Origin of the sequence: Acinetobacter sp. YH01020 (assembly GCF_013420275.1) — a bacterium.
Classification (GTDB): domain Bacteria; phylum Pseudomonadota; class Gammaproteobacteria; order Pseudomonadales; family Moraxellaceae; genus Acinetobacter; species Acinetobacter amyesii.
In genome coordinates, this window is sequence record NZ_VOYN01000049.1 from 1 (window position 1) to 23,986 (window position 23,986).

General features: G+C 39.2%; 26 protein-coding genes and 1 pseudogene. 12 read left to right on the plus strand and 15 right to left on the minus strand.

Features of this window, described 5'->3' with window-relative positions; all coding sequences use genetic code 11:
- Window positions 1–175: 175 nt before the first annotated feature.
- From FTT85_RS14915 to FTT85_RS14925, 3 genes are all read right to left on the minus strand, one after another.
- Window positions 176–379 (minus strand): hypothetical protein, encoded by a 204-nt coding sequence (locus FTT85_RS14915; RefSeq protein ID WP_180003812.1) that lies wholly within the window; start codon window positions 377–379, stop codon window positions 176–178.
- A 176-nt stretch (window positions 380–555) separates the two neighbouring features.
- Complete coding sequence (locus FTT85_RS14920; RefSeq protein WP_180183860.1) at window positions 556–1,185, minus strand: HAD-IB family hydrolase; 630 nt, start codon at window positions 1,183–1,185, stop codon at window positions 556–558.
- Complete coding sequence (locus tag FTT85_RS14925) at window positions 1,152–2,357, minus strand: DUF1615 domain-containing protein (RefSeq protein WP_180183861.1); 1,206 nt, start codon at window positions 2,355–2,357, stop codon at window positions 1,152–1,154. The genes FTT85_RS14920 and FTT85_RS14925 overlap by 34 nt, the downstream gene beginning before the upstream one ends.
- Window positions 2,358–2,934: 577 nt before the next feature.
- Between FTT85_RS14925 and FTT85_RS14930 the strand changes: the two genes are divergently transcribed.
- Complete coding sequence (locus tag FTT85_RS14930) at window positions 2,935–3,144, plus strand: acyl-CoA thioesterase (protein WP_180183862.1); 210 nt, start codon at window positions 2,935–2,937, stop codon at window positions 3,142–3,144.
- 92 nt (window positions 3,145–3,236) lie between these two features.
- Here FTT85_RS14930 and FTT85_RS14935 read toward each other — a convergent pair whose 3' ends face one another.
- Entirely contained in the window at window positions 3,237–3,407 is a 171-nt protein-coding gene (locus tag FTT85_RS14935) for a hypothetical protein (protein WP_180023844.1), read from the minus strand.
- A 313-nt stretch (window positions 3,408–3,720) separates the two neighbouring features.
- Complete coding sequence (locus FTT85_RS14940; RefSeq protein WP_218955492.1) at window positions 3,721–4,020, minus strand: hypothetical protein; 300 nt, start codon at window positions 4,018–4,020, stop codon at window positions 3,721–3,723.
- A 549-nt stretch (window positions 4,021–4,569) separates the two neighbouring features.
- Here FTT85_RS14940 and dusB point away from each other — a divergent pair.
- The gene (gene dusB / locus FTT85_RS14945) at window positions 4,570–5,574 is read left to right on the plus strand and encodes a tRNA dihydrouridine synthase DusB (RefSeq protein ID WP_373886270.1); all 1,005 of its coding nucleotides are present in this window, start codon (window positions 4,570–4,572) and stop codon (window positions 5,572–5,574) included.
- 218 nt (window positions 5,575–5,792) lie between these two features.
- Here the strand turns inward: dusB and FTT85_RS14950 are convergent, their stop codons facing one another.
- On the minus strand, window positions 5,793–6,836 hold the full coding sequence (locus tag FTT85_RS14950) for a nitronate monooxygenase family protein (RefSeq protein ID WP_180127893.1): 1,044 nt from the start codon (window positions 6,834–6,836) through the stop codon (window positions 5,793–5,795).
- 214 nt (window positions 6,837–7,050) lie between these two features.
- On the opposite strand from FTT85_RS14950, the gene FTT85_RS14955 reads away from it, so the two are divergent.
- The 3 genes from FTT85_RS14955 (at window position 7,051) to FTT85_RS14965 (ending at window position 9,686) form a co-directional block, all read left to right on the plus strand.
- Window positions 7,051–8,310 carry a putative DNA modification/repair radical SAM protein gene (locus tag FTT85_RS14955; RefSeq protein WP_180106565.1) on the plus strand — a complete coding sequence of 420 codons (1,260 nt, stop codon included), beginning with the start codon at window positions 7,051–7,053 and terminating at the stop codon, window positions 8,308–8,310.
- 9 nt (window positions 8,311–8,319) lie between these two features.
- A complete protein-coding gene (locus FTT85_RS14960) occupies window positions 8,320–9,099 on the plus strand; it encodes a TIGR03915 family putative DNA repair protein (RefSeq protein WP_180183864.1) in 780 nt (259 codons plus the stop codon).
- Window positions 9,100–9,164: 65 nt separating this feature from the next.
- On the plus strand, window positions 9,165–9,686 hold the full coding sequence (locus tag FTT85_RS14965) for a hypothetical protein (protein ID WP_180183865.1): 522 nt from the start codon (window positions 9,165–9,167) through the stop codon (window positions 9,684–9,686).
- 38 nt (window positions 9,687–9,724) lie between these two features.
- Here FTT85_RS14965 and FTT85_RS14970 read toward each other — a convergent pair whose 3' ends face one another.
- The 5 genes from FTT85_RS14970 to metK all read right to left on the minus strand — a co-directional run bounded on the left by FTT85_RS14970 (window position 9,725) and on the right by metK (window position 14,192).
- Window positions 9,725–10,936, minus strand: coding sequence for a YeeE/YedE family protein (locus FTT85_RS14970; protein WP_180183866.1), 1,212 nt, complete (start codon window positions 10,934–10,936; stop codon window positions 9,725–9,727).
- Window positions 10,937–11,071: 135 nt separating this feature from the next.
- On the minus strand, window positions 11,072–11,773 hold the full coding sequence (locus FTT85_RS14975; protein WP_180010154.1) for a VIT family protein: 702 nt from the start codon (window positions 11,771–11,773) through the stop codon (window positions 11,072–11,074).
- 146 nt (window positions 11,774–11,919) lie between these two features.
- Window positions 11,920–12,264, minus strand: a complete 345-nt coding sequence (locus tag FTT85_RS14980) for a hypothetical protein (RefSeq protein ID WP_078188782.1) — start codon at window positions 12,262–12,264, stop codon at window positions 11,920–11,922.
- A 151-nt stretch (window positions 12,265–12,415) separates the two neighbouring features.
- The gene (locus FTT85_RS14985) at window positions 12,416–12,856 is read right to left on the minus strand and encodes an SMI1/KNR4 family protein (protein WP_180183867.1); all 441 of its coding nucleotides are present in this window, start codon (window positions 12,854–12,856) and stop codon (window positions 12,416–12,418) included.
- Between the two features lie 169 nt (window positions 12,857–13,025).
- Window positions 13,026–14,192: a methionine adenosyltransferase gene (metK, locus tag FTT85_RS14990; RefSeq protein WP_078188779.1), complete on the minus strand. Its 1,167-nt coding sequence runs from the start codon at window positions 14,190–14,192 to the stop codon at window positions 13,026–13,028.
- A gap of 444 nt (window positions 14,193–14,636) precedes the next feature.
- Here metK and FTT85_RS14995 point away from each other — a divergent pair, with 444 nt between their 5' ends.
- The 5 genes from FTT85_RS14995 to FTT85_RS15015 all read left to right on the plus strand — a co-directional run bounded on the left by FTT85_RS14995 (window position 14,637) and on the right by FTT85_RS15015 (window position 18,544).
- A complete protein-coding gene (locus tag FTT85_RS14995; protein WP_180183868.1) occupies window positions 14,637–14,807 on the plus strand; it encodes a prepilin-type N-terminal cleavage/methylation domain-containing protein in 171 nt (56 codons plus the stop codon).
- 21 nt (window positions 14,808–14,828) lie between these two features.
- Complete coding sequence (locus FTT85_RS15000) at window positions 14,829–15,062, plus strand: pilin (protein ID WP_180183869.1); 234 nt, start codon at window positions 14,829–14,831, stop codon at window positions 15,060–15,062.
- A gap of 463 nt (window positions 15,063–15,525) precedes the next feature.
- Window positions 15,526–17,514 carry a transketolase gene (tkt, locus tag FTT85_RS15005; RefSeq protein ID WP_180183870.1) on the plus strand — a complete coding sequence of 663 codons (1,989 nt, stop codon included), beginning with the start codon at window positions 15,526–15,528 and terminating at the stop codon, window positions 17,512–17,514.
- Window positions 17,515–17,696: 182 nt separating this feature from the next.
- Window positions 17,697–17,912, plus strand: a complete 216-nt coding sequence (locus FTT85_RS15010; protein ID WP_078188774.1) for a hypothetical protein — start codon at window positions 17,697–17,699, stop codon at window positions 17,910–17,912.
- Between the two features lie 182 nt (window positions 17,913–18,094).
- A complete protein-coding gene (locus tag FTT85_RS15015; RefSeq protein WP_180183871.1) occupies window positions 18,095–18,544 on the plus strand; it encodes a GNAT family N-acetyltransferase in 450 nt (149 codons plus the stop codon).
- A gap of 52 nt (window positions 18,545–18,596) precedes the next feature.
- Here the strand turns inward: FTT85_RS15015 and FTT85_RS18785 are convergent, their stop codons facing one another.
- A complete protein-coding gene (locus FTT85_RS18785) occupies window positions 18,597–19,112 on the minus strand; it encodes a nuclear transport factor 2 family protein (RefSeq protein ID WP_257232175.1) in 516 nt (171 codons plus the stop codon).
- Window positions 19,113–19,405: 293 nt separating this feature from the next.
- Here FTT85_RS18785 and FTT85_RS15025 point away from each other — a divergent pair, with 293 nt between their 5' ends.
- A complete protein-coding gene (locus FTT85_RS15025) occupies window positions 19,406–20,002 on the plus strand; it encodes a YceI family protein (RefSeq protein ID WP_180183872.1) in 597 nt (198 codons plus the stop codon).
- Window positions 20,003–20,083: 81 nt separating this feature from the next.
- On the opposite strand, the gene FTT85_RS15030 is transcribed toward FTT85_RS15025, so the two are convergent.
- Window positions 20,084–20,713 carry a LysE family transporter gene (locus tag FTT85_RS15030; protein ID WP_111883787.1) on the minus strand — a complete coding sequence of 210 codons (630 nt, stop codon included), beginning with the start codon at window positions 20,711–20,713 and terminating at the stop codon, window positions 20,084–20,086.
- Between the two features lie 66 nt (window positions 20,714–20,779).
- Complete coding sequence (locus FTT85_RS15035) at window positions 20,780–21,487, minus strand: glutamine amidotransferase (protein ID WP_180183873.1); 708 nt, start codon at window positions 21,485–21,487, stop codon at window positions 20,780–20,782.
- 418 nt (window positions 21,488–21,905) lie between these two features.
- Between FTT85_RS15035 and FTT85_RS15040 the strand changes: the two genes are divergently transcribed.
- Window positions 21,906–22,181 carry a hypothetical protein gene (locus FTT85_RS15040; RefSeq protein ID WP_078193570.1) on the plus strand — a complete coding sequence of 92 codons (276 nt, stop codon included), beginning with the start codon at window positions 21,906–21,908 and terminating at the stop codon, window positions 22,179–22,181.
- 87 nt (window positions 22,182–22,268) lie between these two features.
- On the opposite strand, the pseudogene FTT85_RS15045 reads toward FTT85_RS15040, so the two are convergent.
- Window positions 22,269–23,870 (minus strand): annotated as a pseudogene (locus FTT85_RS15045) (TonB-dependent receptor plug domain-containing protein); the annotation flags it as partial.
- Window positions 23,871–23,986 lie beyond the last annotated feature (116 nt).

A 23,986-nucleotide genomic window follows, 5' to 3' on the forward strand; every position in this document is an offset into this window, starting at 1 on the left:
TTAATGGAGAAATCTAATCGGTATGTTATACCTGAGAGAAGAGTGAGGAGTTATCCAAGGGTTGTAAAAGGAAAACCTCAAAAATACCCAAGAAAAAGCCAGTCAATCTCTTAACTGACTGGCATTAATGCAATTGCATGGCTTTTTTATATTAACTTTGGGGAAAATATTTATTTCAATTTTTGATATGTAATTTGAGGATCTTAATCAAATTCATATAATTTCCTTTTTTAGCCATACGAATGACCAATTCAATTTCTTCTTTCGTCCACATCTGGCGAGTGGCTGAGAAGGCAAATTGAGCAAGGAGTACAAATGGATTTTCGCCAAATTTAATATGGAGGCCTTTGACATATTTCGGTGGATTGAATTGATTCATATTCTTTTCCCGCTTTTAATATTTGACCGCATTATTTCTAATTAATGAGAAAAATAGCACACTATAAAGTCAAAATAAAAGCAGAATTTTCAAAATTTAATCATATATTAGAGCGACTTAAATTTAAGTTTGTGATTGTTAACTTTGATTAATAAACCAAACTAAATCACTCGACTTTAGTCGAGTTCAGGTAGGCGTTTATCCTTTCCATTCATGAAATGGTGGGTGGCCAATTCAAACATAGCGAGGTCTTCATCGCTATTTCCATAGGCATAAACATGCTCATAGTCTTGAAGGTTAAATTGCTCCAAAACGCGAATTTTCTTTTGCTCGCCACTACAGTCTAAGGTTTGATACAAACCAGTCAGTATTTGGTCATTGGCTGCTGTTTCGGTACAAATCAGTTTGACCCCAAGCTTTTTGGCCACAGGTTTAAGATATAAATCGACGGATGCAGAAACCAATACGACTTCATGACCGCGTTTTTGGTGTTGCTGTAATTGTTCATACAGTGAAGGATTGAGTTCTGCCATCAAATGTTCAGCATATTGCGCTGCTTGATTTAAAACCTGCTCATGATTGGCTTGGCTAAACATTGCGGCATATAGGCGAGGACGCATTGCATGTGCAGGATATAGCTTGAGATAATAGCCTTGAATCCAAGGGAGAATTTTAATCCCTTGGCGCACGATATGCCGTTTAGGCAGGGAATAGAAGATGAACCCTGTAAAACTGTCTTTGTTACACAGGGTTCCGTCAAAATCAAATAAGGCTAGAGTTTTAGATTTTTGATGCGGCGCATGCATGTTTGATAACGTCCATCGACTCGTGTGGCAAACCAATTGGTATTGTAATCACGGCTTAATTTCGGCCCCGAAATTACGACTTCAGGCATCATGGCATAAAACGGTTCTTTACCAGTCTTTTCTTGGTACAACTTTTTGACCGCTTTATACGTCAAAGTATCTTCAAAGTCCTGATCTTTTTCTTTTTTAAGATCTGAACGAATTTGACGTGGCGTCGCGATCACATTGTTTTCTGCAAAAACGGCAATCAGCGCGGTTTCCGATTGGCTTTTAGCTGAACGTGGAGAACCATCTTTATTATAAAGTAAGAGGTCACCATCTAAATCGAGCTCAGCAGGGGTTAAGTCATTCAACATGCTTTGGAATGCCGCATTACGACTCGAATAACGACCCGAGTTATAATCTGCAAAACGATAAATCGGTTTGTCATATTCAGCCGGGTACATCATTAAACGGTGAATGCCGTAATACAAACCGCCATATTGGCTATACATATCTGTACGTAGTGCCGCAATATTTCCACCTTGGCGCTTATGGTCTTTGGCATAGCCTATATGGACCTGCATCGAACCTAAAGTGGTAATGGGGTTGAGCTTTTCACCAATATCTTGTCCAACCAATTTCGCCGCGCCTGTTAACGCACTCACGTGATAGTGTTTAGACATATAGTCAAAAATTTCACGATATAGCTCGTCTAGCTCACGTTCAGTTTGAACGCGGCGCATTTGGCTCAAATAGTTATCTTCAGGACTCGGCTGATTTTTTAACACATCTTGGAAATAGCCAGCGACTGTACCACCGATGCCATCACCCAATTTATCTTTAAACTTTTCTTCAAGACGATCTTGAACTTCTTTAACGGCTTTTTCACCGAGCCCCGGCACATGCGGATCAGCAACAAAATTGGACTCTTGATCGACCACAGCAACAATCGTACAGACATTTTCTTTCGTGGTTGGAATACCGAGCTGATCACTAATGTCGTAGATATCATTGGCCCATGACAGACGTTCATTCACGCGAGGTGGAATGGCTTTTTTGATCTGTTCCGCTTCCATAGTGGGTTCATCTTTGCTCCACCATGAACCATTACCACAGGCAGCCAAGCCAATGGATAAAGCCAGTACAGAAAGGGATTTAAAGCATAATGTGGTCGAAAAAGTTTTGTTCATATTTTCCAATAAACTCAGCCATATGGGGGCGACAAAGCAGGAGCAGTATACTATGCAAAATACATAAGTAATGAATAAATATGTATATGCCTCATAGGGGACTGTCAATCTATTTATGGAGATCTACGTGTGTAAAAACAAGCAGTTCTGTCAGGATGATTGGAAAAAGAATGTTTTTTGAGCTAAATAGATGAATATTCCAATATCATTTTCAACAGATTATAAAAATGAAGGTATATACTAGCTGAAATCCATAATTTTTTAAGGGAATTATTATGCCAGCTAAATTTTTCAGTCGTTTCTTGGGTTTGATCGCGTTAGTTATGGTATTGGGGGCAATCGTTATAAACTTTGTTGTGGCTAAACCGATGGTGGAATATTGGATCTTACTCTTACTACCTTGTTTTGCCGTTCCAATTTTAACCTCAGTGATGATCACGAAGGATGAAAATCTTTAACATCATCGTTCAGTAAATCTATTTTTCAATTCAATAGATGATCACTACTCAGCCTTTGCAAAAGCTCACTTCGGGTGGGCTTTTTTGTCGATGTGTCTAAAGTATTTTATACTGTGCAAATGAGAAAGTTAAAACGCCAGCACAAATTAACGGTATCAAAAGTGGTTTGGTCAACTGAACAAGATGCCGAGTTGATCGAACATGCAGACTTAGCAATGCCTGAGTTAATCCAGCGCTTGGGATTTTGTGAAGAAGATATTTTGCAAAGAAAAGAAATATTAGGTTTAAACCGGCGGGCACGTCAAATTCAACGTTTATATTTTAAATAATTGAAGTCAAAATCATTGAAAACGGCGGAACACTTAAAATGCCTGTGAATTTAAAAACCACACAAACTGTGGGTTTTTAAATGTTTACTCAATTATTTTGCAACAGCTTCAGAAGCAGAGGCTACTTCAGTCGCGTCCTGAGCAACTTCAGTTGTTTGAACTTCAGATGCAGCAGCTTCAACTTTTTGTTCTTCAGCAGCAAATGTAGTTGCAGCCGCCGTAGAGATAAGTACAGCAAAAAGTGCTTTATTTAAAGTTTTCATGATTCAATCTTCAGTCTATTTTTGGAAAAAACAACTTAATGTATTAATCATGAGAAAAGTGTAATTAAAATAGATTGTTCTGTGTCCAAATTGTGAATTCCAACGAAAAAATTATCAAATTAAATCAGTATTTTGAAGTCTATCACAAAATAATATGTGCCATTCAATTGTCGTTAATTATTTGAAAGGCTTTAAAAAGAAAAACCCGAATAAATCGGGAAGTATATTTTACGTTGTTATTACAGCGAAACTTACACACTTTTCGCTTAATTACAATTTATCGCTGAAATATGACGCCATGATGAAAGGGAGATTATTCAGCAGGACATTCAATTTTGAGTTTTACTTTGTAGTAGCCCTGTGCAATCTTCAAATCATTTAACATTTTATCTTGAGTATAATCTTGGGCTGCAAGTTTGAGCATGGCAGGCATATAGTTGGTTTTATATTCATGAGGGTAGTCATGACATAAGACTTGGGTTTTTTCCTTGATCGATGTACTTTGAGCATCTAAAACATCAAGGTATTGACTGATTTGCGCATCTGACTGCTCAAATTGTTGAGTCGCTTGTTCCGTTGTTAAATCAGCGTTTTGGCTTTCAGCTGCAGCCACCTCGTCATTCGGTTGTTGGCAGGCAGTCAGAAAAGTAGCGAAAAATATAAAAGAGAGAATTTTCAATTTTTTCATAAAGTTTAACTCACTGATGTGAATTTATAGGGTTTAGTTTTCAATGATTTTAACAGTATCCCTGTATAGTAACACCAGTATCGGCAGTTACGCAGAAAGTCTGATGTTGAATCGATAGTGTGTTAACTACATGGCTGATGCATAAGTTTCAACGACTCTTAAGCAAAAGCGTAGAAATTTTTGTATGGAATTACTAAACTATCGCATTGCAAATTTGCCGTCCAATTCCGAAGCTTCAAATTCCTCAATTCAATCGTTGAGCAATGTTGATATTCATTGTCATCATTCAATTGCATAATCATTGCCATGAAACGTTTTTACGCTCAACAGATTTTGCGAACATACATTTGAATTTAGCATTGTAAAAGTGGCTTGGAAGATTTCGAATGTGGTTCGGGCATCATTTGCTAAATATAGCTAGAGGTTAAAACATTGAGTCAACATCCTGTCATTCAAGAATTATTCGATCGTCCCATCGAGAGAAAACTGTGGGTGGCACCTATGGCAGGGGTTACAGATCGCCCATTTCGTACACTTTGCAAATATTTTGGCGCAGGTCATGCTGTCAGTGAAATGATGACGGCAGATAAAACGCTACGCATGAGTAAAAAGAGTCTTTATCGTGCCAATTTTGATGGTGAGATAGCACCTATCTCAGCTCAAATTGCAGGGTCAGATCCAGCTGAACTGGCTGAAGCCGCTCGCTATCAAGTGGCAAATGGTGCGCAAATTGTCGACATTAATATGGGATGTCCGGCGAAGAAAGTCTGTAATAAATTGGCAGGTTCCGCGCTGCTCAAAGATGAAGATTTGGTGGCCCGCATTTTAGATGCTGTGGTTGATGCAGTTGATGTGCCAGTGACCTTAAAAACCCGTTTGGGCTATCTCAATGGTCATGAAAACATTATGCGCGTTGCGAAACGCGCCGAAGAAGCTGGCATTGCTGCATTGGCACTTCATGGTCGTACACGTGAAGATATGTATCTGAATACGGCGCGTTATAGCTTAATTAAAGATGTGAAATCGTTGATCAATATTCCTGTGATTGCCAATGGTGATATTGATACACCTGAAAAAGCCAAATATGTACTGGATTATACTGGTGCCGATGCAGTCATGATTGGCCGTGCAGCTCAAGGTCGCCCATGGATATTCCGTGAAATAGGACATTACCTGACGACGGGTGAGCATATGGCGGCACCAAGTATTATGGAAGTCCGTGACGTATTGCTCGGACATTTATCTGAGTTATATGGTTTTTATGGTGAATATTCAGGTTGTCGAATTTCACGCAAACATATTGCTTGGTACACCAAAGGTTTACGTTCTAGTAATGAGTTCCGCCAAAATATGTATAAAGTTGAATCTACAGCAGATCAATATAAAGTCGTCGAGGACTATTTCAATCACCTACTCGATCATGGTCAGATCATGAGTGATGTTCAGGTTGATCATGTCAATTTGCTTGAAACCAAATAACTGAAAACCAAACGAAGTAGATCTGCATTATTCGATACAAAGTAGGTCGATTAAAATTAGCTGGATTTATTTGAAATAGATTTAACTAACTTGATTCAAATGATCTGAAGCAATTATTAAATTGTGCATCGATGATGGCCTAAATTACATATAAAAAGCCCTCAATGTTGAGGGCTTTTTATAGGCATTCATGTTTGAATGACGCGTTGAGCTAAGTATTAGTTAAAGCGCATTTCTAAAACCAATTGATTGATCAAGTCAGGTGCTTCCAATTCACGTATTTGAGAGACGTTGGTTCCCGCCCAAAAAGCACCATATTCATGTATACCATGCTTGCTAGCAGCGGCATGTAATTGTTTGCCTAAATCATAGCTATATGGGTAAGCCGGAACGGTCGGGCGTGTTGGTGTGTCAATATCTGTGTGCCAGTTATTGATAATGCCACGAGCAGGGCGGCCTGAAATACTTGATGTAATCTGCGTGATGGGTGCATCAAATAATGCTTTGCGATAAGCTTCATTTGCATTTGATGTTTTGCATTGCACAAAAGCAGTGCCCAATTGAACAGCATCTGCACCCAACTCCATAATTTGATAGGCCTGATGTCCATTCATAATGCCGCCAGCAGCAACAACGGGGCATTGAATATGGCGTTTCAAGAGCTGAACCAAGTCACGTGTCTTAACGCTACTATCAAAGTTTTCATTGAAAATGCCACGGTGACCACCAGCTTCAATACCTTGAGCAATCACGATATCAATGCCTGCAGCTTCGATCAGTTTAGCTTCTGCTAAGTTGGTTGCAGAAACTAGAGTCAAAATACCCGCTTGTTTCAAGGCTTGGATTTGATGTGGATGTGGAATACCAAAATGGAAGCTTACCGCTTTGGGGCGCGTTTCCAGTAAGAGGTTTAGAAAATGGTCATTATCTTTAAAGCTTGGATAAATACAGTTCAGTGCTTCTGGAGCTTCTGCATTATATTGAGCAAAGCGTGATTTAAATTGCATGATCCATTTGGCAGCAACTTGTTCATCGAGTTCTACTGTGTCATGACAAAAAAAATTGACCTGAAAAGGTTGTTCAGTGAGTTCTTGAGTTTGTAATATTTGTTGACGTGCATTCTCAACACTGCTTGCACCTAAACCCAGTGAACCAAGTCCACCTTGATTTGACACTTCTGCAGCAAGCTCAGGTGTAGAAACACCTGCCATTGGGGCAAGAAATATAGGGTGTTTGATGCCAAGTTTTTCTAATAAAGTCATGTGCATACTCCAATCACTCTAAATACTTTGCCCAAGCGAGTGAAATTAAGCAAATAATATTCGTTATTTCTTATCAAAATGGTCTTATTCTTAAACGAAAGTTGTACTTGAAATTAAGCGACACCTCGTGTCGTAGTAATGATGTATGACCCGACTTTTGAGGTGGATCCTTTTAAAATAATGCTGTGTTCACTTTAAATTTTATAATTCTCCCATGTCTGAACGTATCCGTGAAAAACTGCAAATTTTAGCCGATGCTGCCAAATATGATGTCTCATGTTCTTCGAGTGGTAGTAAGCGCCAAAATAAAGACAAAGGTCTGGGTAATACTGGAAACGGTATTTGCCATAGCTATACTGAAGATGGTCGCTGCGTTTCGTTATTAAAAATTCTATTTTCCAATGTCTGTATTTTTGACTGCGCATATTGTGTGTCCCGTCGAAGTAACGACGTAAAGCGCGCAGCATTTACGGTACAGGAAGTGGTCGATTTGACCATGAATTTTTATCGTCGGAACTATATTGAGGGGCTGTTTTTAAGTTCGGGGATTTTTAAATCGGCGGATTACACCATGGAACGCATGTTGCAAGTGGTGAAAAAGCTGCGTTTAGAAGAAAATTTTAATGGTTATATTCATCTGAAGACCATTCCGGGGGCATCTCAGGAAATCATTACCGAAGCAGGTTTATATGTTGACCGTATGAGCATTAATTTAGAAATGCCGACAGAAGATGGTTTAAAAAAATTTGCACCTGAAAAAAGTCATGTCGAAGTCCAAAAAGACTTAGGTATTGTGCGAGATCGTTTGATTCAATTCAAAGATGAACGAAAAATAATACGTACAGTCCCCAAATTTGTACCCGCAGGACAAACGACGCAAATGGTGGTGGGCGCACATCAAGAGTCTGACCGTGATGTCATACTGATGGCAGACCGTCATTACAAAGAGTTTAAGCTCAAGCGTGTGTATTACTCGGGTTATATTCCAATTAATGAAGAGGAGCGTGCGCTGCCAGCTGTGGGGTCTGCGCCACCTTTATTACGAGAAAATCGGCTGTATCAAAGTGATTGGTTGATGCGTTTTTATGGGTTTGAAGCGACGGAATTGGTCGATGAAGAGCATCCAAATTTAGAATTGGATATTGACCCTAAATTAGCGTGGGCACTGCGTCATCCCGAGCAATTTCCCGTGGATATCAATCGTGCTGAATATCAAATGATCTTACGTGTGCCGGGCATCGGTGTGCGTTCTGCTAAAAAAATTGTTCAAGCACGACGTTTTGGTAAAATTCATATCGACCAATTAAAACGTATGGGTATTTCCTACAACAGAGCACAACATTTTATACGCTGTGAAGATTCACCTAAATTTATTCGTGAACAACAGCCTCATCAAATAAGACAGCAGATTTTGCAAAGTGGCCAGTCGAAATATACGCAGCAAATTTCTCCACAATTGAACTTAGGTTTTTAGGATACAGTCGTGAGTATTTATGTCTTTGATGGCACGATGACAGGATTGTTAAGTTGTGTTTTTCGGGCCTTTCAATTTAAGCAATTTGACATTCAGATTTGTACAGATGGGCAAGTGCAGGCAGGTCTTTTCGCCGAAGTCATTGATGTGGCTAGTCACGATGAACAAGCACAGCGGGTATGGCAAGGATTAAAACTTAAAGCATCTGAAAGTGCTTTGAAGCAGTTTTATTATGCGTTTTTATCCGAGCAGCAGCAGGCTTTTCAACATTGTTTTAATTTTGCGATTTATGCGTTCCAGCAACAGCGTGATGTGTCTAAAAACTATGGTCATGCTGATGTATTAGGGATGAGTCAGTGGGCGAAGCAAGTGGGGCGTGAAAAGCACCGAATGGAAGCTTTTGTGCGTTTTAAAAAATGTCAGGATGGCTTGTTTATCAGTTTAGTCTCACCTGACTTTAATGTATTGCCTTTGATCGAACGGCATTTCAAATCACGCTATCAAGATCAACGTTGGCTGATTTACGATGAAAAACGCAATTATGGCATTTATTATGATTTAAAACAGGTGCATCAAGTGGATATGGATGCCACAACCATAGATAGGCAAATACAATCAGGCCATAGTCAATCCTTTAATATCGAACTGGATGATGATGAGGTTTTGTATGATCAGCTTTGGAAAGATTATTTTAGAAGTGTCAATATTGAAGCCCGACATAATATGAAATTACATGTGCAGTATGTGCCACGTCGTTATTGGCGTTATATGAATGAGAAAGTAATTTAAGTGCGAATCATCTAGTTGTTTTCGGGCATAATGATTGCGCTTTTGATTGTTTAAGTGAGACCTTGATGAAATTATTTCTTGTTACGACCGTTCTGACGACAATGGCATTAACGGCGTGTTCTGCAAATGAACAAGAAAAGAAAACATTCAATCCGCAAAGTTATCAAGTTGCTGATATTGCTGGATTACAACTACGCTTTGAACAATTAAATCAAACCTTAGCAAAAGATTTTAGCCAACTAAAAAAAGTAGAAAGTATGGCTTTTTCAGATCAATCCGCTTTAGATGTTCATAACTTAAAAACTTTAAATCAGCATTTTGTTGCCAACACCGCTTTAAAAAGCTCAAAAATTGCCTATTGCGAAGTAATGAATCATTATTTTTCTGAAATGTATCATCTTGGACATGTGAACTTAGCCTTGGTGAAAGACGTTAAACTGCCAAATGCCGCAAACGAAGATTTGAGTCAGGTATTTGCGAATGCAGACCAATTTTATGATTTTATTATCAACCGCTATACCACATACAAACAGGCACAAGAAACTATGCAATATGGTTGTAATCTAAAAGCAGCTCTGACAGATTAAAAAAGCCCCTCATTTGAGGGGCTTTTTATTTACTGAAATTAGCAGCCTGTTAGTTTTTCCGGTTGTGGACGTTCACCAGGGAAGAAGATTGGACGTAGTTTGACGCCAATACCGTTCCCAATGAAGGCAAATACTAACCATAACCAACCGTGTAAACTACCTGAAGCAATACCGCTGAAATACGCACCAATGTTACAGCCGTATGCTAAACGTGCGCCGTAACCCAACATCAAACCACCGATCACAGCCGCTAGCAATGAACGTTTTGGGATATTAAAGTTTGGTGCAAATTTACCAGCTAGGCTTGCTGCGAGTAAGGCACCGAGCATGATGCCGAAATTCATCATCGACGTGATATCAAACCATAATGATTCGGTGAGTGCTTTGGCATTTGCAGGTTGCTGCCAATATGCCCAAGATGCAACATCAATCCCCATAACACTTGCTGATTTTGCGGCCCAAACGGCTAAGGCAGAGGTCACGCCCCAAGGACGGCCTGCAAGTGCGAGTGTGGCAAAGTTCAGTAAAGTTAGGATAATTCCGCCCCAAACCAATGGCCATGGTCCACGTAGAAAACGTTTCCAGCCGTGTTGCATTGCTTGCGGCTCAACCTCAAGCTGACCATGGCGTTTCTTTTCAAAGTAAACTGTTGCTGCGGCAATCAATATAAAGAGCACAAAATTTAATGCCAGTGCAGGGACTACACCAAAGCTTTTGACTAAAGAAATCGGCTCAAAGTGGGGAAGGTCAAACCACCATTGAATATGTGAAGTTGCAATCAATGAACCTGTACAGAAGAAGATCAGCGTTACAATCATGCGTGCACTACCTGCGCCCACAGTGTACAGGGTACCCGATGCACAGCCGCCGCCAAGTTGCATACCAATACCAAAAATAAAGGCACCGATCATCACGGACATTGAAACAGGATTAACGTTACCTTTGACGTGGTTGCCAAATAATTCACCCGCACCTAAAGCAGGGAAGAAGAGCAGTACAGCCAATGCCAACATGATCATTTGTGCACGCAAGCCACGACCACGACGCTCTTTAATAAAGACACGCCAACTCGAGGTGAAACCAAAAGACGCATGATAAAGGGTCATACCCAAAGCACCACCAATTAAAAATAGTAATGCTTGGTTAACGCCTACAATCAAATAAGCACCAATGGTAACTAAAATTAATAAAACAAAAGCCACCCAAATCGATATATTGGATCGATTGGCTGGCGCAGCAATAAAAGACATGGAAAAAAAAGCTTAAAAAATGTATCTCTATTTTACGGTTTTTATATATTGTAAAAATTAATATTGTTTGGAATTCACACAATCATTGCTGTGAATAATTGATTTTCAATATTTGTAAAACTGATAAAAGAAACATTAAACTGGATTTACATTAAATAAAGAACCAATCCAACTTGAAAATAGCATGGCTGCAATGCCCCAGAGTGCAACACGTAGACTGCCTTTCAACATAGAAGTACCTGCTGCATAACTGGCTAAGGCACCGAGTAGTGCTAGAGAAATCACGCCAACGGCCATAACGGTTTTTTCAATATGCATGTCAGCACTGATCAAGATCGCAACCATCGGAAATATTGCACCAATTGAAAAGGCTAAAGCCGATGATAGCGCTGCTTGAACGGGTTTTGCTGCTGTATTGTCATGGATTCCAATTTCATCTCGGGCGTGGGCTTCAAGTGCATCATGTGCAGTTAATTGGACTGCGACTTCATGGGCCAGTGTAGGCTCTAAACCACGTTGAATATAAATTTGGGTAAGTTCTTTAAGTTCTAGCTCAGGGTTCTTTTGTAGTTCTTTATGCTCCATGTGAAGATCTGCTTTTTCGACGTCTTCTTGAGATTTCACAGAGATATATTCGCCCGCCGCCATAGAGGTTGCACCAGATATGAGTCCTGCAATACATGTAATGAGTAAGGTATGGCTAGAAGCACCACTTGCAGCCATGCCCATAATTAAACTAGTGACGGAGATAATGCCATCATTTGCACCGAGTACAGATGCACGTAGCCAACCCGTACGTTCCATAAAATGTTTTTCGGCATGATGTGAGTAAGACATTATTTTCTCTAAGTTTGTTATTTATATGACCTCATAAGATTGACCTGACATCAGTTAAATTTCAAGTTAAAAATAGATTGAAACAGTAAGTTGAATAAAATACAGATATAAAAAAAGCACCCGAAGGTGCTTTTTTTTAAGAATGCTTATTGTTGAGCTTTTTCTTTCACGTTTGCTGCACCTTGCTCAACAGCACCTGCAGTTGCAGCAGTCGCGTCTTTAGCTGCTTCTTTTGCATTGTGTGCAGCAGCTTCAGCATTTTCTGCAGCATTGTCAGCTGCTGTCGCAGTTGCAGTTGCAGCATTATCTACAGCAGTAGCTGTCGCAGTTGCCGCTTCTGAAGTTGCATCAGCAATGTCATGGCCTGCTTGGTCAGCAGCGTTTTCTAGGTGTTCACCAGTTGTTGCACCTGTTTCTGGCGCTTTGTCTTTATTACAGCCAACAAGTGCAACAGTTGCAGCCAAACCTAAAGCAACAAGTAATTTATTCATTTTGATCTTTCCTTTTTTTGTTATGCCCGTAGCATGGGCTGAATTTATATTAGCTGAAAAAATATTCAAAAATCGATCAAAAATTGTTGATTTAGTGTAATTTTATTCAGCTTATTTTGTAGTTTGAAAGGCTTTATATCTGCTTATGGCATTAAGGGTTTTGACTAAATAATTCTTCAATTGAAGTCACAAGTAGATAGATAAATTCACTGTCTTCATGGCGCCATAAATATATTTCTTCCCCCAATTGTGTATCGTCTACCGTACGCATCAATAAATAATCGCCATCGCCGTTATGTGCAATAGCAATGCTGTTTTCAGGGAAGTCTTCAATTTTACTTATAGTTTGATGTTCTGCGGCTAGATGATTCGTTGTACGTTTTATTCTTTTCACATCGCTGGTGTCTTGGAAGGGAAAAAGCCACCATGCTTCGATGTCATCACCATCTTTAAATTCATCCGCGCTAGAAAAGCTAATGCCGAATTCGCCACCATTTTCAATTTGCATTTTGGCTTTATATTTTTCTGGAAACTTAAATCCTAATTGTTCTTCAGTTGAAGTAATAAATTTTAAGTCTAATGGAAAGGGCATGATGTTGTTCTTAAATTATTTTGGTGTTTTATGAATAAGCTAGGCGTAAATTTTAGTCAATATTTTTTACACTCGTTATTTTTATCCTAGATGTTTTTGTTATGGACATACGGGCCATAAAAAAGCCTGCAATCAATGCAGGCTTTTTTGAGAAATTAATCTATTAAGATTAAAGACCAGCAGATGCTTTAAGCGCTTCCACTTTGTCAGTTTTTTCCCATGTGAATGCGGTATCAGAACCTTCACGACCGAAGTGACCATACGCAGCAGTTTGTTGGTACATCGGTTGGATTAAGTTCAACATACGAGTAATACCGTATGGACGTAAGTCAAAGTGTTCACGTACAAGTGCAATAATCAAATCTTCAGATACTTTTGCAGTATTGAATGTGTTGATCGAGATAGATGTTGGTTCTGCAACACCAATCGCATAAGACACTTGAATTTCACATTTGTCAGCCAAACCAGCAGCCACAATGTTTTTAGCAACATAACGGCCTGCATAAGCAGCAGAACGGTCCACTTTTGATGGATCTTTACCAGAGAACGCACCACCACCGTGACGAGCCATACCACCGTAAGTATCTACAATGATTTTACGGCCTGTTAAACCACAGTCCCCTACAGGGCCGCCAATTACGAACATACCTGTTGGGTTGATGTGGAATTTAGTGTCTGCATGGAACATTTCAGCAGGAATCACTTTTTTCACAATTTCTTCAATTACCGCTTCTTTCAATTGAGCTTGAGTAATTTTTGGATCGTGCTGAGTTGAAAGTACAACTGCGTCTAAGCGAACTGGCATGCCATTTTCATAAGCAAATGTTACTTGGCTTTTTGCATCAGGACGTAACCAAGCAAGTTTGCCTTGTTTACGTAGTTCAGCTTGTTTTTCCATTAAGCGATGCGCATATGAAATCGGTGCTGGCATAAGCACATCAGTTTCACGGCTTGCATATCCAAACATTAAACCTTGGTCGCCTGCACCTTGATCTTCAGGTTTTTGACGGTCTACACCTTGAGCAATTTCAGGTGATTGTTTACCGATCATGTTGATCACGGCACAAGTTGAACCATCAAAGCCAAGATCTGAATGATGATATCCGATACCATTTACGGTATTACGAACAATCGCTTCAAAGTCAACATTTGCAGTTGTTGTGATTTCACCGGCAAGTACAACCGCACCCGTTTTTACAAGCGTTTCACAAGCAACCCGTGCATATGGGTCTTCTTTTAAGATTGCATCCAAAATAGCATCACTGATTTGGTCAGCCATTTTATCCGGATGGCCTTCGCTTACAGATTCCGAGGTAAATACAGCGTACTCGCGCATAAGTCCTATCACAGTTAAATTTAAAGACGCAATATGTTACATCGAGAAAGCGTTTAGGACTAGCTCAACATGACCAAATTGGATGAAATTAATTCATTTCAATGACTTTTTAATTGATATAGGCATCTAAAAAATTGATATGAGCTATGGATTTCTCAATTTAAATTTTTATGATGAGATAAAACAGAGATATTGGGCATTGGCACAAGCAACAATGTGATTAGGCGTTAAAATGCCTAAATTGGTTTTTTAAGTGAATCAATTATAAGAAAAAATCAAATAAATATCCTGAGATTTATCAATAATGAATGTCATGAACTGCCAGAATATGACTGTAAACGACAATTATTCGTTTAATTTGAAAAATAAAACACAATAAATGCGGGCTTTTGAGACTTGGTACGCAAATTGCCTAGTTGTCATTACGTTGAATTGGGAAACGTAATGAAACAGTCTGGTTTTACACTCATTGAAATCATGATGGTAGTGGCAATTATCGGCATTTTGGCTGCAATTGCTACTGTATCTTACAATGGCTATGTCGCTCGGGCGCAAGTAGCTGAAGTATTAACAATGATTTCACCCTATAAATTGAAACTGATTGAAAATTATTAAGCAGAACAAAGCTGCATAGATTTGAATACAGCGCTGAATAAAAGTATCAGTACCAAATATATTGCGAGTAGTGACATTACTGATGTGGCAGGAACGTGTTCAGTGGTTTTTACGTTTAAATCAACAGATGTCAATTTTGCTCTTCGCTCAAAGCAGATCTATTTTAATATTCCAGATGATTTAAATGGTGCTTGGAATTGTCAATCGGATGATATTTCGCAGCGAAATTTACCTGCTACATGTCGTGGGATCTAAAGTATTGAATGTGAAACCGTGAGTATATTGGATAAGTGCTGATTTTACAGGGATGATTACGACGTTTGAGTTACCCAAACCATAGTGGGTTTAATTATTGAAAGTATTTCATATTTCAAATGGTCATTTATTTAGACAAGCTTTGACTACTACTTTTATTTGCAATTGCCTTTCGATGTAGCGGACTTTTATCAGTTATGAAACGGTTGCTTTCTCTGCCAAACTTTAAATATGCATTGTGCTGTCATTGATTCGCCATATAAATACGTCACTGTATACAAAATAAACGACATGCATAGGCTTGAAATTGAGCAATAAGCGCACAAAATACAGGTGGTGCAGGAATAATTAGCGAAAATTTGCCCCTGAGGCTTTACCCATTCCGCTTTTTTTAAGACAATATGCGCATCTTTGAATTCTTATTCATCTTACTCTTTTAAACCATTTGTTTGGACTCTGACCTATGACAACCCCGCTTAACGAACGTCGTATTGCAAACGCAATTCGTGTATTGGCAATGGATGCTGTGCAAAAAGCAAATTCAGGACATCCAGGTGCTCCAATGGGGATGGCAGATATTGCTGATGTGGTATGGCGTGAATTCCTCAACCACAACCCTGCAAACCCACAATGGGCAAACCGTGACCGTTTCGTATTGTCAAACGGCCATGGTTCTATGTTGCAATATGCGTTATTGCACTTAACAGGTTATGACCTGTCTATTGAAGATTTGAAATCTTTCCGTCAATTGCATTCTAAAACGCCAGGTCACCCAGAATTGGGCTATGCACCGGGTATCGAAACAACCACGGGTCCATTGGGTCAAGGTATTGCAAACGCTGTAGGTTTTGCACTTGCTGAAAAAACTTTAGCGGCTCAATTCAACAAAGATGACATTACAGTTGTAGATCACAACACTTACTGTTTCTTAGGTGACGGCTGTTTAATGGAAGGTGTTTCTCACGAAGCATGTTCATTGGCTGGTACTTTGGGTCTAGGTAAATTAGTTGTTTACTACGATGACAACGGCATCTCGATTGACGGTGAAGTAGAAGGCTGGTTCTCTGATGATACAGAACAGCGTTTCCTTGCATACGGCTGGCAAGTACTTAAAGTTGACGGCCATGATGCAGATGCAATCCGTGCGGCAACTGTTGAAGCAAAAGCTGAAACTGCGAAACCAACCTTAATTATCTGTAAAACCATTATTGGTTTAGGTTCACCAAACAAACAAGGTAAAGAAGATTGCCACGGTGCGCCGCTTGGTAATGATGAAATCGCTTTAACTCGTGAAGCTTTGGGCTGGGCAGAAGGTCCATTTGAAATTCCTGCTGATGTTTATGCAGCTTGGGATGCAAAAGCCAAAGGTACTGCTTCTGAATCTGCTTGGAACGACACATTTGCTGCTTATGCTGCTAAATATCCAGCAGAAGCAGCTGAACTAAAACGTCGTCTTTCTGGTGACCTTCCTGCTGACTTCGCAGCAAAAGCGGATGCTTATATTGCTGAAGTAAATGCTAAAGCTGAAACAATCGCTACTCGTAAAGCTAGCCAAAATGCCATTCAAGCATTTGCACCACAGCTTCCAGAAATTTTAGGTGGTTCTGCTGACCTTGCAGGCTCTAACCTGACTTTATGGAAAGGCGCAGAAGGCGTTGAATCTAACCCAGCGGGTAACTACGTTCATTACGGCGTACGTGAATTCGGTATGACTGCGATTGCTAACGGTGTTGCACTTCATGGCGGTTTCGTTCCTTATGTAGCAACATTCCTGATGTTCATGGAATATGCGCGTAATGCAGTACGTATGTCTGCATTGATGAAACAGCGTGTGATTCATGTGTATACCCATGACTCAATTGGTCTAGGTGAAGATGGTCCTACACACCAACCTGTAGAGCAAATTGCATCTTTACGTGGTACACCAAATCTGAACACTTGGCGTCCATGTGACACTGTAGAAGCGTCTATTTCTTGGAAATCTGCGCTGCTTCGTTCAGAAGGCCCTACAGCATTAATCTTCTCTCGTCAAAACTTGCCATTCCAAACTCGTACAGCAGATCAAATTGCTGACGTTGCGAAAGGCGGTTATGTACTTGCAAAAGAAAAAGGCGAATTGAAAGCAATCATCATTGCGACTGGTTCAGAAGTTTCATTGGCAATGGATGCTTACGCACAGCTTGACGGCGTACGTGTTGTTTCTATGCCATGTGCTGAAGAATTCGTAAAACAAGACGCTGCTTACCGTGAAGCGGTTCTTCCTGCTGCGATCCGTGCGCGTGTTGCTGTTGAAGCTGCGCATGTGGACTACTGGTGGAAATTTGTTGGTCTTGATGGTCTTGTAATCGGTATGACGACTTACGGTGAATCTGCTCCAGCAAAAGACTTGTATCAACACTTTGGTATTACTGCTGATGCTGTTGTTGCTGCTGTGAAAGAAATTACCGCTTAATCTGTAAAGATTAACCGTAATAAAGACGCCCCAGAGAAGGGGCGTTTTTTATTGCAGAGATTAAATTTATTTTTAATTGTGAAATAACGATTTGTAACGAATGAATTAAAGCATTGGTTTAAAATTAATTCATTCATGCAGTATTCAGCCACGGGTGCAATGTTGCCCCAAGTGAGGAAACGATGAGCCTTTACGATCAGATAAATGATGAAATTGTACTGATGGATGCTGGTGAACAGAAATGGATAGGCACGGACTTAGAGCTTGAAGCCATGGTTGCAGTAGAATTGATGCTGCAAGATTTGCAAGAAGACAAAGTGATTAAGATTCGCCGTAAGAACCATGAAAAGCATACAGGCTTGAAGCAGGTTGACCGCATTTTGGTTGAGAAGCTATAAGCTAAATGGTTAAAAAGTCCGATTGTTCGGGCTTTTTATTTGCCTATCGTATTTATAAAACGGATAAGAAAAAGTCCATCCAAGACTTATCAAGACTAAAAAAGAGCGCATTAAATAAAGTGTTTTCAACACATGAAGCTTTATTTCAGTTATAAAAATCCAGTGATCATTTAAAAAAGACATTGAACGTGCAAATACAAATTAAAAATTTAACAGAAATATCAAAAAACCAATGGCAGCCGCTCTGGGAGCTGTATTTAGAATTTTATAAAAGTCAGGTGGCAGATGAGGTGACTGAGCGTACATGGCACAGGTTACATGCTGCTGACTGCGAACATATGTATGGCTTTGCAGCTGTGATTGATCATCAAGTGGTTGGGATCGTGCATGTCATTGAACATGAGAGCTGCTGGACATTGCAGCCTTATGCCTATTTGCAAGATTTATATACGCTTGAAGAATATCGCGGGCAGGGCATTGGCAAGGCGCTGATCGCCAAAGTGAAAGAATATTGTGATCAGCGGCAGTGTGACCGTGTGTATTGGCTGACGCATCAGGACAATGAAACTGCGCAAAAGCTGTATGATCAAATCGCGAAAAAAACCGGATTTATCCAATACCGCTGTCATTAACTCAATGTAAAAGGCCATTCCAAATCAACAACAGCTTTTGCGCATCTCAGTATTAAGCTGAAACTTTAAAGTTTTTAGCCGGGTCAGCATCTTGCTGAATGATCCATTCTCCACCTACGCGGAACGATGAGGCTGAGGCATAGGTATCTTCCATAAATTGGAAAAAGCTGATTAAACCGTTTTGAACTTTGGCTTTAATTGAAAAAGGCGAGGTGAAAGTATTTTTTGCATAGACTGAGGTGTAGGTGAATTGACCAAATACAGCTACAGTTTCATCTTCAGCGATCATATCCGTGATTTGAAAGTCTTCGATATTCCAGTACGTGCCTACATTGGCAAAGGTATAAATATAGATGTCTCTACCTGTTCCAGACCCAGCCCACGGCTCAATTTGTTTCAGTTCTGGGTTGCTGAAGTTTAAGGAAACATACGCCGCGTCTTCTGCAACTAGCAGCTGAGTTGCATTTTCGACGAGTTCTTTTGAAGTATTCATAAGAAATGCCAAAACGACATCTTTGGGCATTTTAGTATTTAAGGCTTTTTCAATAGCCAGCGATTGTTCTGTCATTTTTGGGTACTCAGATTTTTATGATGTCTAAAAATCTTAAGTGGATTTGTTTAGAAAACCTACGACTCAGATAGGTTGATGTTTCCTAAATTTAGGATAAATAACTCATGGATCAATTAAATTATTAATTATTTGAAATATATGGGAAATTTAATAATTGAGAGTGGTTGTAGATGCTGCTACAGATTTTACAAAACTATCGTTCTAAACATGCAACAAAACGTTTTATCTTTAAAGCTGTAATACGGCTAAAAATCTATAGACTTAATGGTATTCGAAAGTGAGATAAAAACATGAACTTTAAAGCATTAATAATCGGTTTGGCGGTAGCATCAGTTACAACAATTTCTATGGCAAAACCTGTTGCCTATCAAATTGATCCTACTCATACAGCAACAGTATTTACTTGGAATCATTTTGGTTTCTCAACGCCTTCTGCAAACTTTAGTGACATTCAAGGGACAATCAATGTCGATAATGCAAAACCTGCAAATTCGTCTGTGAATGTGACGATTCCATTATCGAGCTTAAATACCAATGTCAAAGCATTAGATGATCATTTAAAAACAGCTGATTTCTTTGATGCTGAAAAATATCCAAATATCACGTTTAAAAGTACAAAAGTTCAAGCCATCAGCAAAACTAAATACAAAATCACGGGTGATTTAACAGTTAAAAATGTGACTAAACCAGTGGTATTGGATGCTGTATTGAACAAGCAAGCTGTTCACCCAATGACTAAGGCGGAAACGATTGGTTTTAATGCAACGACTTCTTTTGATCGTTCAGCATTTGGTGTAGGTGCATATGTACCGAATGTAGGCGACAAAATTACGGTAAATATTACGACTGAAGCGGCTGTATCTACAGAAAAGGCAACAGCGAAATAAGATTTAGTTCCCTCAGCTAAGTTAGGAAAGCACCCATGTGGGTGCTTTTTTATGTTTGGCAGATATTTAATTGGTGCTTGATCAATCGCGATTGAGCAGCAATAGGCAGCCAAAACTGATGAAAATTCCACCGGTAATGGCGTCAATTTTTTTACTAAATTTTTGATAGTAATGGGTCATTTTAGGTGCTGAGAATAAGACCGCAACCAATGCAAACCAAATCAAACTTTCAATAAAGACTAAAGCCAGTAAAGAGCTTTGATCAAAAATACTGACCTTTGCACTGATCCCAATAGAAAATACACTAGTGAAATAAACCAATGCTTTAGGATTGGCCATATTGGTCAAGAAACCTTGGAATAACAGCGTCAAAGGCGATTTTTTCTGTACAGCTTGCTCGGTTGGTTTCGTTATTGTGCCGAGGTCTTTACTCCATGCAGATTTTAATAACTGAGAGCCTAAATATAAAAGATATAAGCCACCCAAAATCATGAGGCATTGTTGTAACCAAGCCATTTTTTGAAATAGAAAATGTAAGCCACTTATTGCACAAATTGACCAAACTAAAATACTAAGTGATATACCTAATGCGGCAAATAATGCATGTGATCTGGATTGTCGAATAGCACTTTGAGTGACAAAAAAGAAGTCTGGGCCTGGGCTGATGAGAGCAAAAAAGTGGATGAGCGCAATGCTGAGTAAGGGAGTCATTCTAATGGCTTATACGTTTTGAAGTGCAACCGTTATAAGCCATTTAGCTTTAAATTAATAGCTGTTTTAAAGCTCAAGCTGTTGTAAAAATTGTTGCAAAATAAGGGGAGCAACACGTTCTAAATGAGGTGCTTGTTGTTGGCTTTGCATGCGCAAATTTGGAATGTTAATTTGTGCTTTATGTAATTCACATGTATGCCCAATCAGCCATTTTTCCATGGCCTGTGCTTCTGCTTCAATATGAAACTGTAGGGCTAAAATATTGGGCCCATAGCTAAACGCTTGATTTGGATAAATTGCCGAGCTGGCGAGTAGCTGTGCATTTGCAGGTAAATCAAAGGTATCGCCATGCCAATGCAGTACCGGTACTTGATCTAATGGCGCTAAAATATTGTGAGTAATGGCTTCAAGCGCTAGGGAACTCCAACCGATTTCTTTGCTATGACCTGCATAAACTTTAGCGCCCAATGCATACGCAATAAGCTGAGCACCTAAGCAAATGCCTAAAGTCGGTAATTTACTCTCTAAACGTACTTTAAGTAAGTCTATTTCTTTTTGTAGGAATGGGTAGTCATCAGTTTCATAGACTCCGATCGGGCCACCCAAAATGATGGTAAGCCCTGTATGTTGCATAGCTTTACTCAGGTCATCGACTCCAGCTTCGAAGTATCTCACCCGATAACCCAGTTGGTAAAATACATCTTCCAATGAACCCAAATCTTCAAATGCAAGGTGTTGAATGACGTAGATGGTTTCGTTTAATGCAGTACTCATAGGGATTTTTCAGGATTAAGATTTCAAAATAGAATGTAGCTTGAATTGCCGGAGATTAAAAAGGAAAACTGTAAATTTTTCACAATTTCGAAAAGAAATAAATATAGAAGTTGGTTGAAGCGGATTGTTTTTTCTTTGAGTGATTATGTTCGACGATAGAACTTAGCATTTAAAACTTTGGTGCTGTGAATTAAGGGATCCCGCAAGGCTTTATTGGCAAAATTTATGAGAAAAAGTGCATGAAATTTTGATAAAACTTTGGTTTAGTATAAAAAAAAAGATGAAAAACCAATGGAAAAGCGTTTAGAGATGCGTATGATGAAATCTTCGACAAACAACAGTTCATTTTTCTTTTAATATCATCACATAATTAGATAACTGATTTTAAAAGTAAAAAAATATAAGCCAGGGAACTTGTATGCAGTCAAAACATAATCGAGATGCTAGTCTCTTGCATGCGATACATAAAATTTTATTAAAGGAATGGGACCCCTTAGGGATTCGCCGTATTCCTGCTTTACGTGATGAATATGATGATTATTTGCCCAATATTTTTAAATTAATTCAAGAGGATTCAAGTGAATCAGAAATTTTTGAATATTTATGGTGGGTTGAGCAAAAGGTCTTAGAGAAAAAAGGGCAGAAGGAACATACCCTCAAAATTGCGAAAATGTTGAAGGCAATAGAGCGCTAGTTTGCGGTCGTGTATGCATAAAAAAACCGATACGTTGTCCGTATCGGTTTTTTATTTTGAATCTCTTAGCAGTCTCTTAGAAACGGTTTAAAATTTCTTTTCTAGGGTAAACATAAAGCTTGGAATTGCTTCATTGATACGAGATTGGTATAACGCGCCAGAACTTTGTTCTTTTAACACTTCTTTATAATCTGAGCTGAGAATATTACGTGCATTGATTGATGCAGACCAATTTTGATCAAAGCGTTTAGTAAAACTCACATCCATGTTAACACGTTCATTGCTGGTGCGATTGTACGGTTCATTACTCAGCGCACGCGTATATTCAGGGGTGTAATTGAGGTTCACACTTGTTGCAATACGCCACGGTTGATAGTTATAAGATAAACCAACACTTGCGGTATAAGGTGCAACATCACTTGCCAAACGATCAGAGCCGTCAGTTTCTTCAATTTTTGCACGTACAGTTGAAAGCTGAGCATTCAACATAAATGAATGACCATTCTCCGTTTGCTTCAGTGCATAACGTCCAGCAATTTCCACACCATAAGTAGTTGCACTATCTTGGTTATATGGACGTTCGACAAAACGGCAATCTGAATTTCCCGTTTCACAACGACCGCCTGTAGCATTTTCTGACAGGATCGATTTTTCGATATAGTCATTAATTTCTCGATAATAGGCAGTGATATTTATACCGCCAGCAGGAGTGTTATAGCCTAAGGTTGTTTCGTAAGCATTAATAGTTTCAGGTCGTAAGTCTGGATTACCACCACGATTAGGGTTGTTTAGTGTCCCAGCATCACTATCTGTAGAAACTGAAATAGTCGGCATTAATTGATTGCTACGTGGGTTTTTAAAAGCCTGACTCAAATTGGTTTGAAGTGACCACTGTTCATTAAAGTCAAAACGGTGTGCTAATACAGGACTTAAATGCTGATCTTGATAATCCACTAAACCTGAACGATCAATCCACTCTTGGCGTACACCTAGAGTTAAGGTTTGGCGCGGCGTATATTTCCAACTTCCTTCAACATAGGCAGCATACAATTGTTCATCTAAGGTCTCTGCAATATTGCTTTCAAGTTCATTGCTACGTAGATCAGTACCAAATTTAATTTGGCGTTTTGAGTCGAACTTTCGGACACCGTCGTAGCCCAAGCCAAATTCATTAATTTGTTCATCAATATATGATTGGGAATCTCTATACTCTGTTAATTCTGTTTCATTTTGCTGCTCAATTGATAAGCGAATTTTGTCGGAACTACCTTGGTCTTTACGCTCATATCGTGTGTTGAGTCGAATACTGTCATTTTTATCTTTTTGGACTTGGGAGCCACTTGTGCCTTCGCTTTCATTGTTGCGATAAAACATTTCAGCGACCAGTTTTTGTTGATCATCAAGTTGATATTCAACACGTGGGGTCAACATTTGCGACGTACGATTGGTGATGCGTTTTTGAGTTTTCGTTCCAGTTGCATCTTGTGTACGGGTGAGTGTATCTGAATCATTCCACATTTGGCTCCCAGATAAACTATAAATCTAAGGGTCTGATCGACCATCCATTTGAAAGTTTAAATTGGTGCGTTCTTCTTCACGTGTATTTGACTTGGTTAGGCCATAACCAGCACGTACAGATCCACTCAAACGCGTGCCATTCAATGGTTCTTTTAAAATAATACTCTGTACACGACAAAAATAGATAACTCATTGAAATAATGTCACAATAATTGTTTTCTAACGACGAATACTATGACACATCTCAATGAGTTATATCTTATCTTAAACAAATCTCTAAAATGGAA

What these genes read in the sequence shown, in the direction of transcription:
- FTT85_RS14985 (WP_180183867.1), bottom strand. Translation starts at nt 12,856, where the DNA reads ATGCCCTTTCCATTAGACTTAAAATTTATTACTTCAACTGAAGAACAA.
- FTT85_RS14975 (WP_180010154.1), bottom strand. Translation starts at nt 11,773, where the DNA reads ATGTCTTACTCACATCATGCCGAAAAACATTTTATGGAACGTACGGGT.
- FTT85_RS14915 (WP_180003812.1), bottom strand. Translation starts at nt 379, where the DNA reads ATGAATCAATTCAATCCACCGAAATATGTCAAAGGCCTCCATATTAAA.
- FTT85_RS15030 (WP_111883787.1), bottom strand. Translation starts at nt 20,713, where the DNA reads ATGACTCCCTTACTCAGCATTGCGCTCATCCACTTTTTTGCTCTCATC.
- FTT85_RS14925 (WP_180183861.1), bottom strand. Translation starts at nt 2,357, where the DNA reads ATGAACAAAACTTTTTCGACCACATTATGCTTTAAATCCCTTTCTGTA.
- FTT85_RS15040 (WP_078193570.1), top strand. Translation starts at nt 21,906, where the DNA reads ATGCAGTCAAAACATAATCGAGATGCTAGTCTCTTGCATGCGATACAT.
- FTT85_RS15025 (WP_180183872.1), top strand. Translation starts at nt 19,406, where the DNA reads ATGAACTTTAAAGCATTAATAATCGGTTTGGCGGTAGCATCAGTTACA.
- FTT85_RS18785 (WP_257232175.1), bottom strand. Translation starts at nt 19,112, where the DNA reads ATGACAGAACAATCGCTGGCTATTGAAAAAGCCTTAAATACTAAAATG.
- FTT85_RS14935 (WP_180023844.1), bottom strand. Translation starts at nt 3,407, where the DNA reads ATGAAAACTTTAAATAAAGCACTTTTTGCTGTACTTATCTCTACGGCG.
- FTT85_RS14950 (WP_180127893.1), bottom strand. Translation starts at nt 6,836, where the DNA reads ATGACTTTATTAGAAAAACTTGGCATCAAACACCCTATATTTCTTGCC.
- FTT85_RS14920 (WP_180183860.1), bottom strand. Translation starts at nt 1,185, where the DNA reads ATGCATGCGCCGCATCAAAAATCTAAAACTCTAGCCTTATTTGATTTT.
- FTT85_RS15010 (WP_078188774.1), top strand. Translation starts at nt 17,697, where the DNA reads ATGAGCCTTTACGATCAGATAAATGATGAAATTGTACTGATGGATGCT.
- FTT85_RS15035 (WP_180183873.1), bottom strand. Translation starts at nt 21,487, where the DNA reads ATGAGTACTGCATTAAACGAAACCATCTACGTCATTCAACACCTTGCA.
- metK (WP_078188779.1), bottom strand. Translation starts at nt 14,192, where the DNA reads ATGCGCGAGTACGCTGTATTTACCTCGGAATCTGTAAGCGAAGGCCAT.
- FTT85_RS14995 (WP_180183868.1), top strand. Translation starts at nt 14,637, where the DNA reads ATGAAACAGTCTGGTTTTACACTCATTGAAATCATGATGGTAGTGGCA.
- FTT85_RS14970 (WP_180183866.1), bottom strand. Translation starts at nt 10,936, where the DNA reads ATGTCTTTTATTGCTGCGCCAGCCAATCGATCCAATATATCGATTTGG.
- FTT85_RS14965 (WP_180183865.1), top strand. Translation starts at nt 9,165, where the DNA reads ATGAAATTATTTCTTGTTACGACCGTTCTGACGACAATGGCATTAACG.
- FTT85_RS14930 (WP_180183862.1), top strand. Translation starts at nt 2,935, where the DNA reads ATGAGAAAGTTAAAACGCCAGCACAAATTAACGGTATCAAAAGTGGTT.
- FTT85_RS14955 (WP_180106565.1), top strand. Translation starts at nt 7,051, where the DNA reads ATGTCTGAACGTATCCGTGAAAAACTGCAAATTTTAGCCGATGCTGCC.
- tkt (WP_180183870.1), top strand. Translation starts at nt 15,526, where the DNA reads ATGACAACCCCGCTTAACGAACGTCGTATTGCAAACGCAATTCGTGTA.
- FTT85_RS14980 (WP_078188782.1), bottom strand. Translation starts at nt 12,264, where the DNA reads ATGAATAAATTACTTGTTGCTTTAGGTTTGGCTGCAACTGTTGCACTT.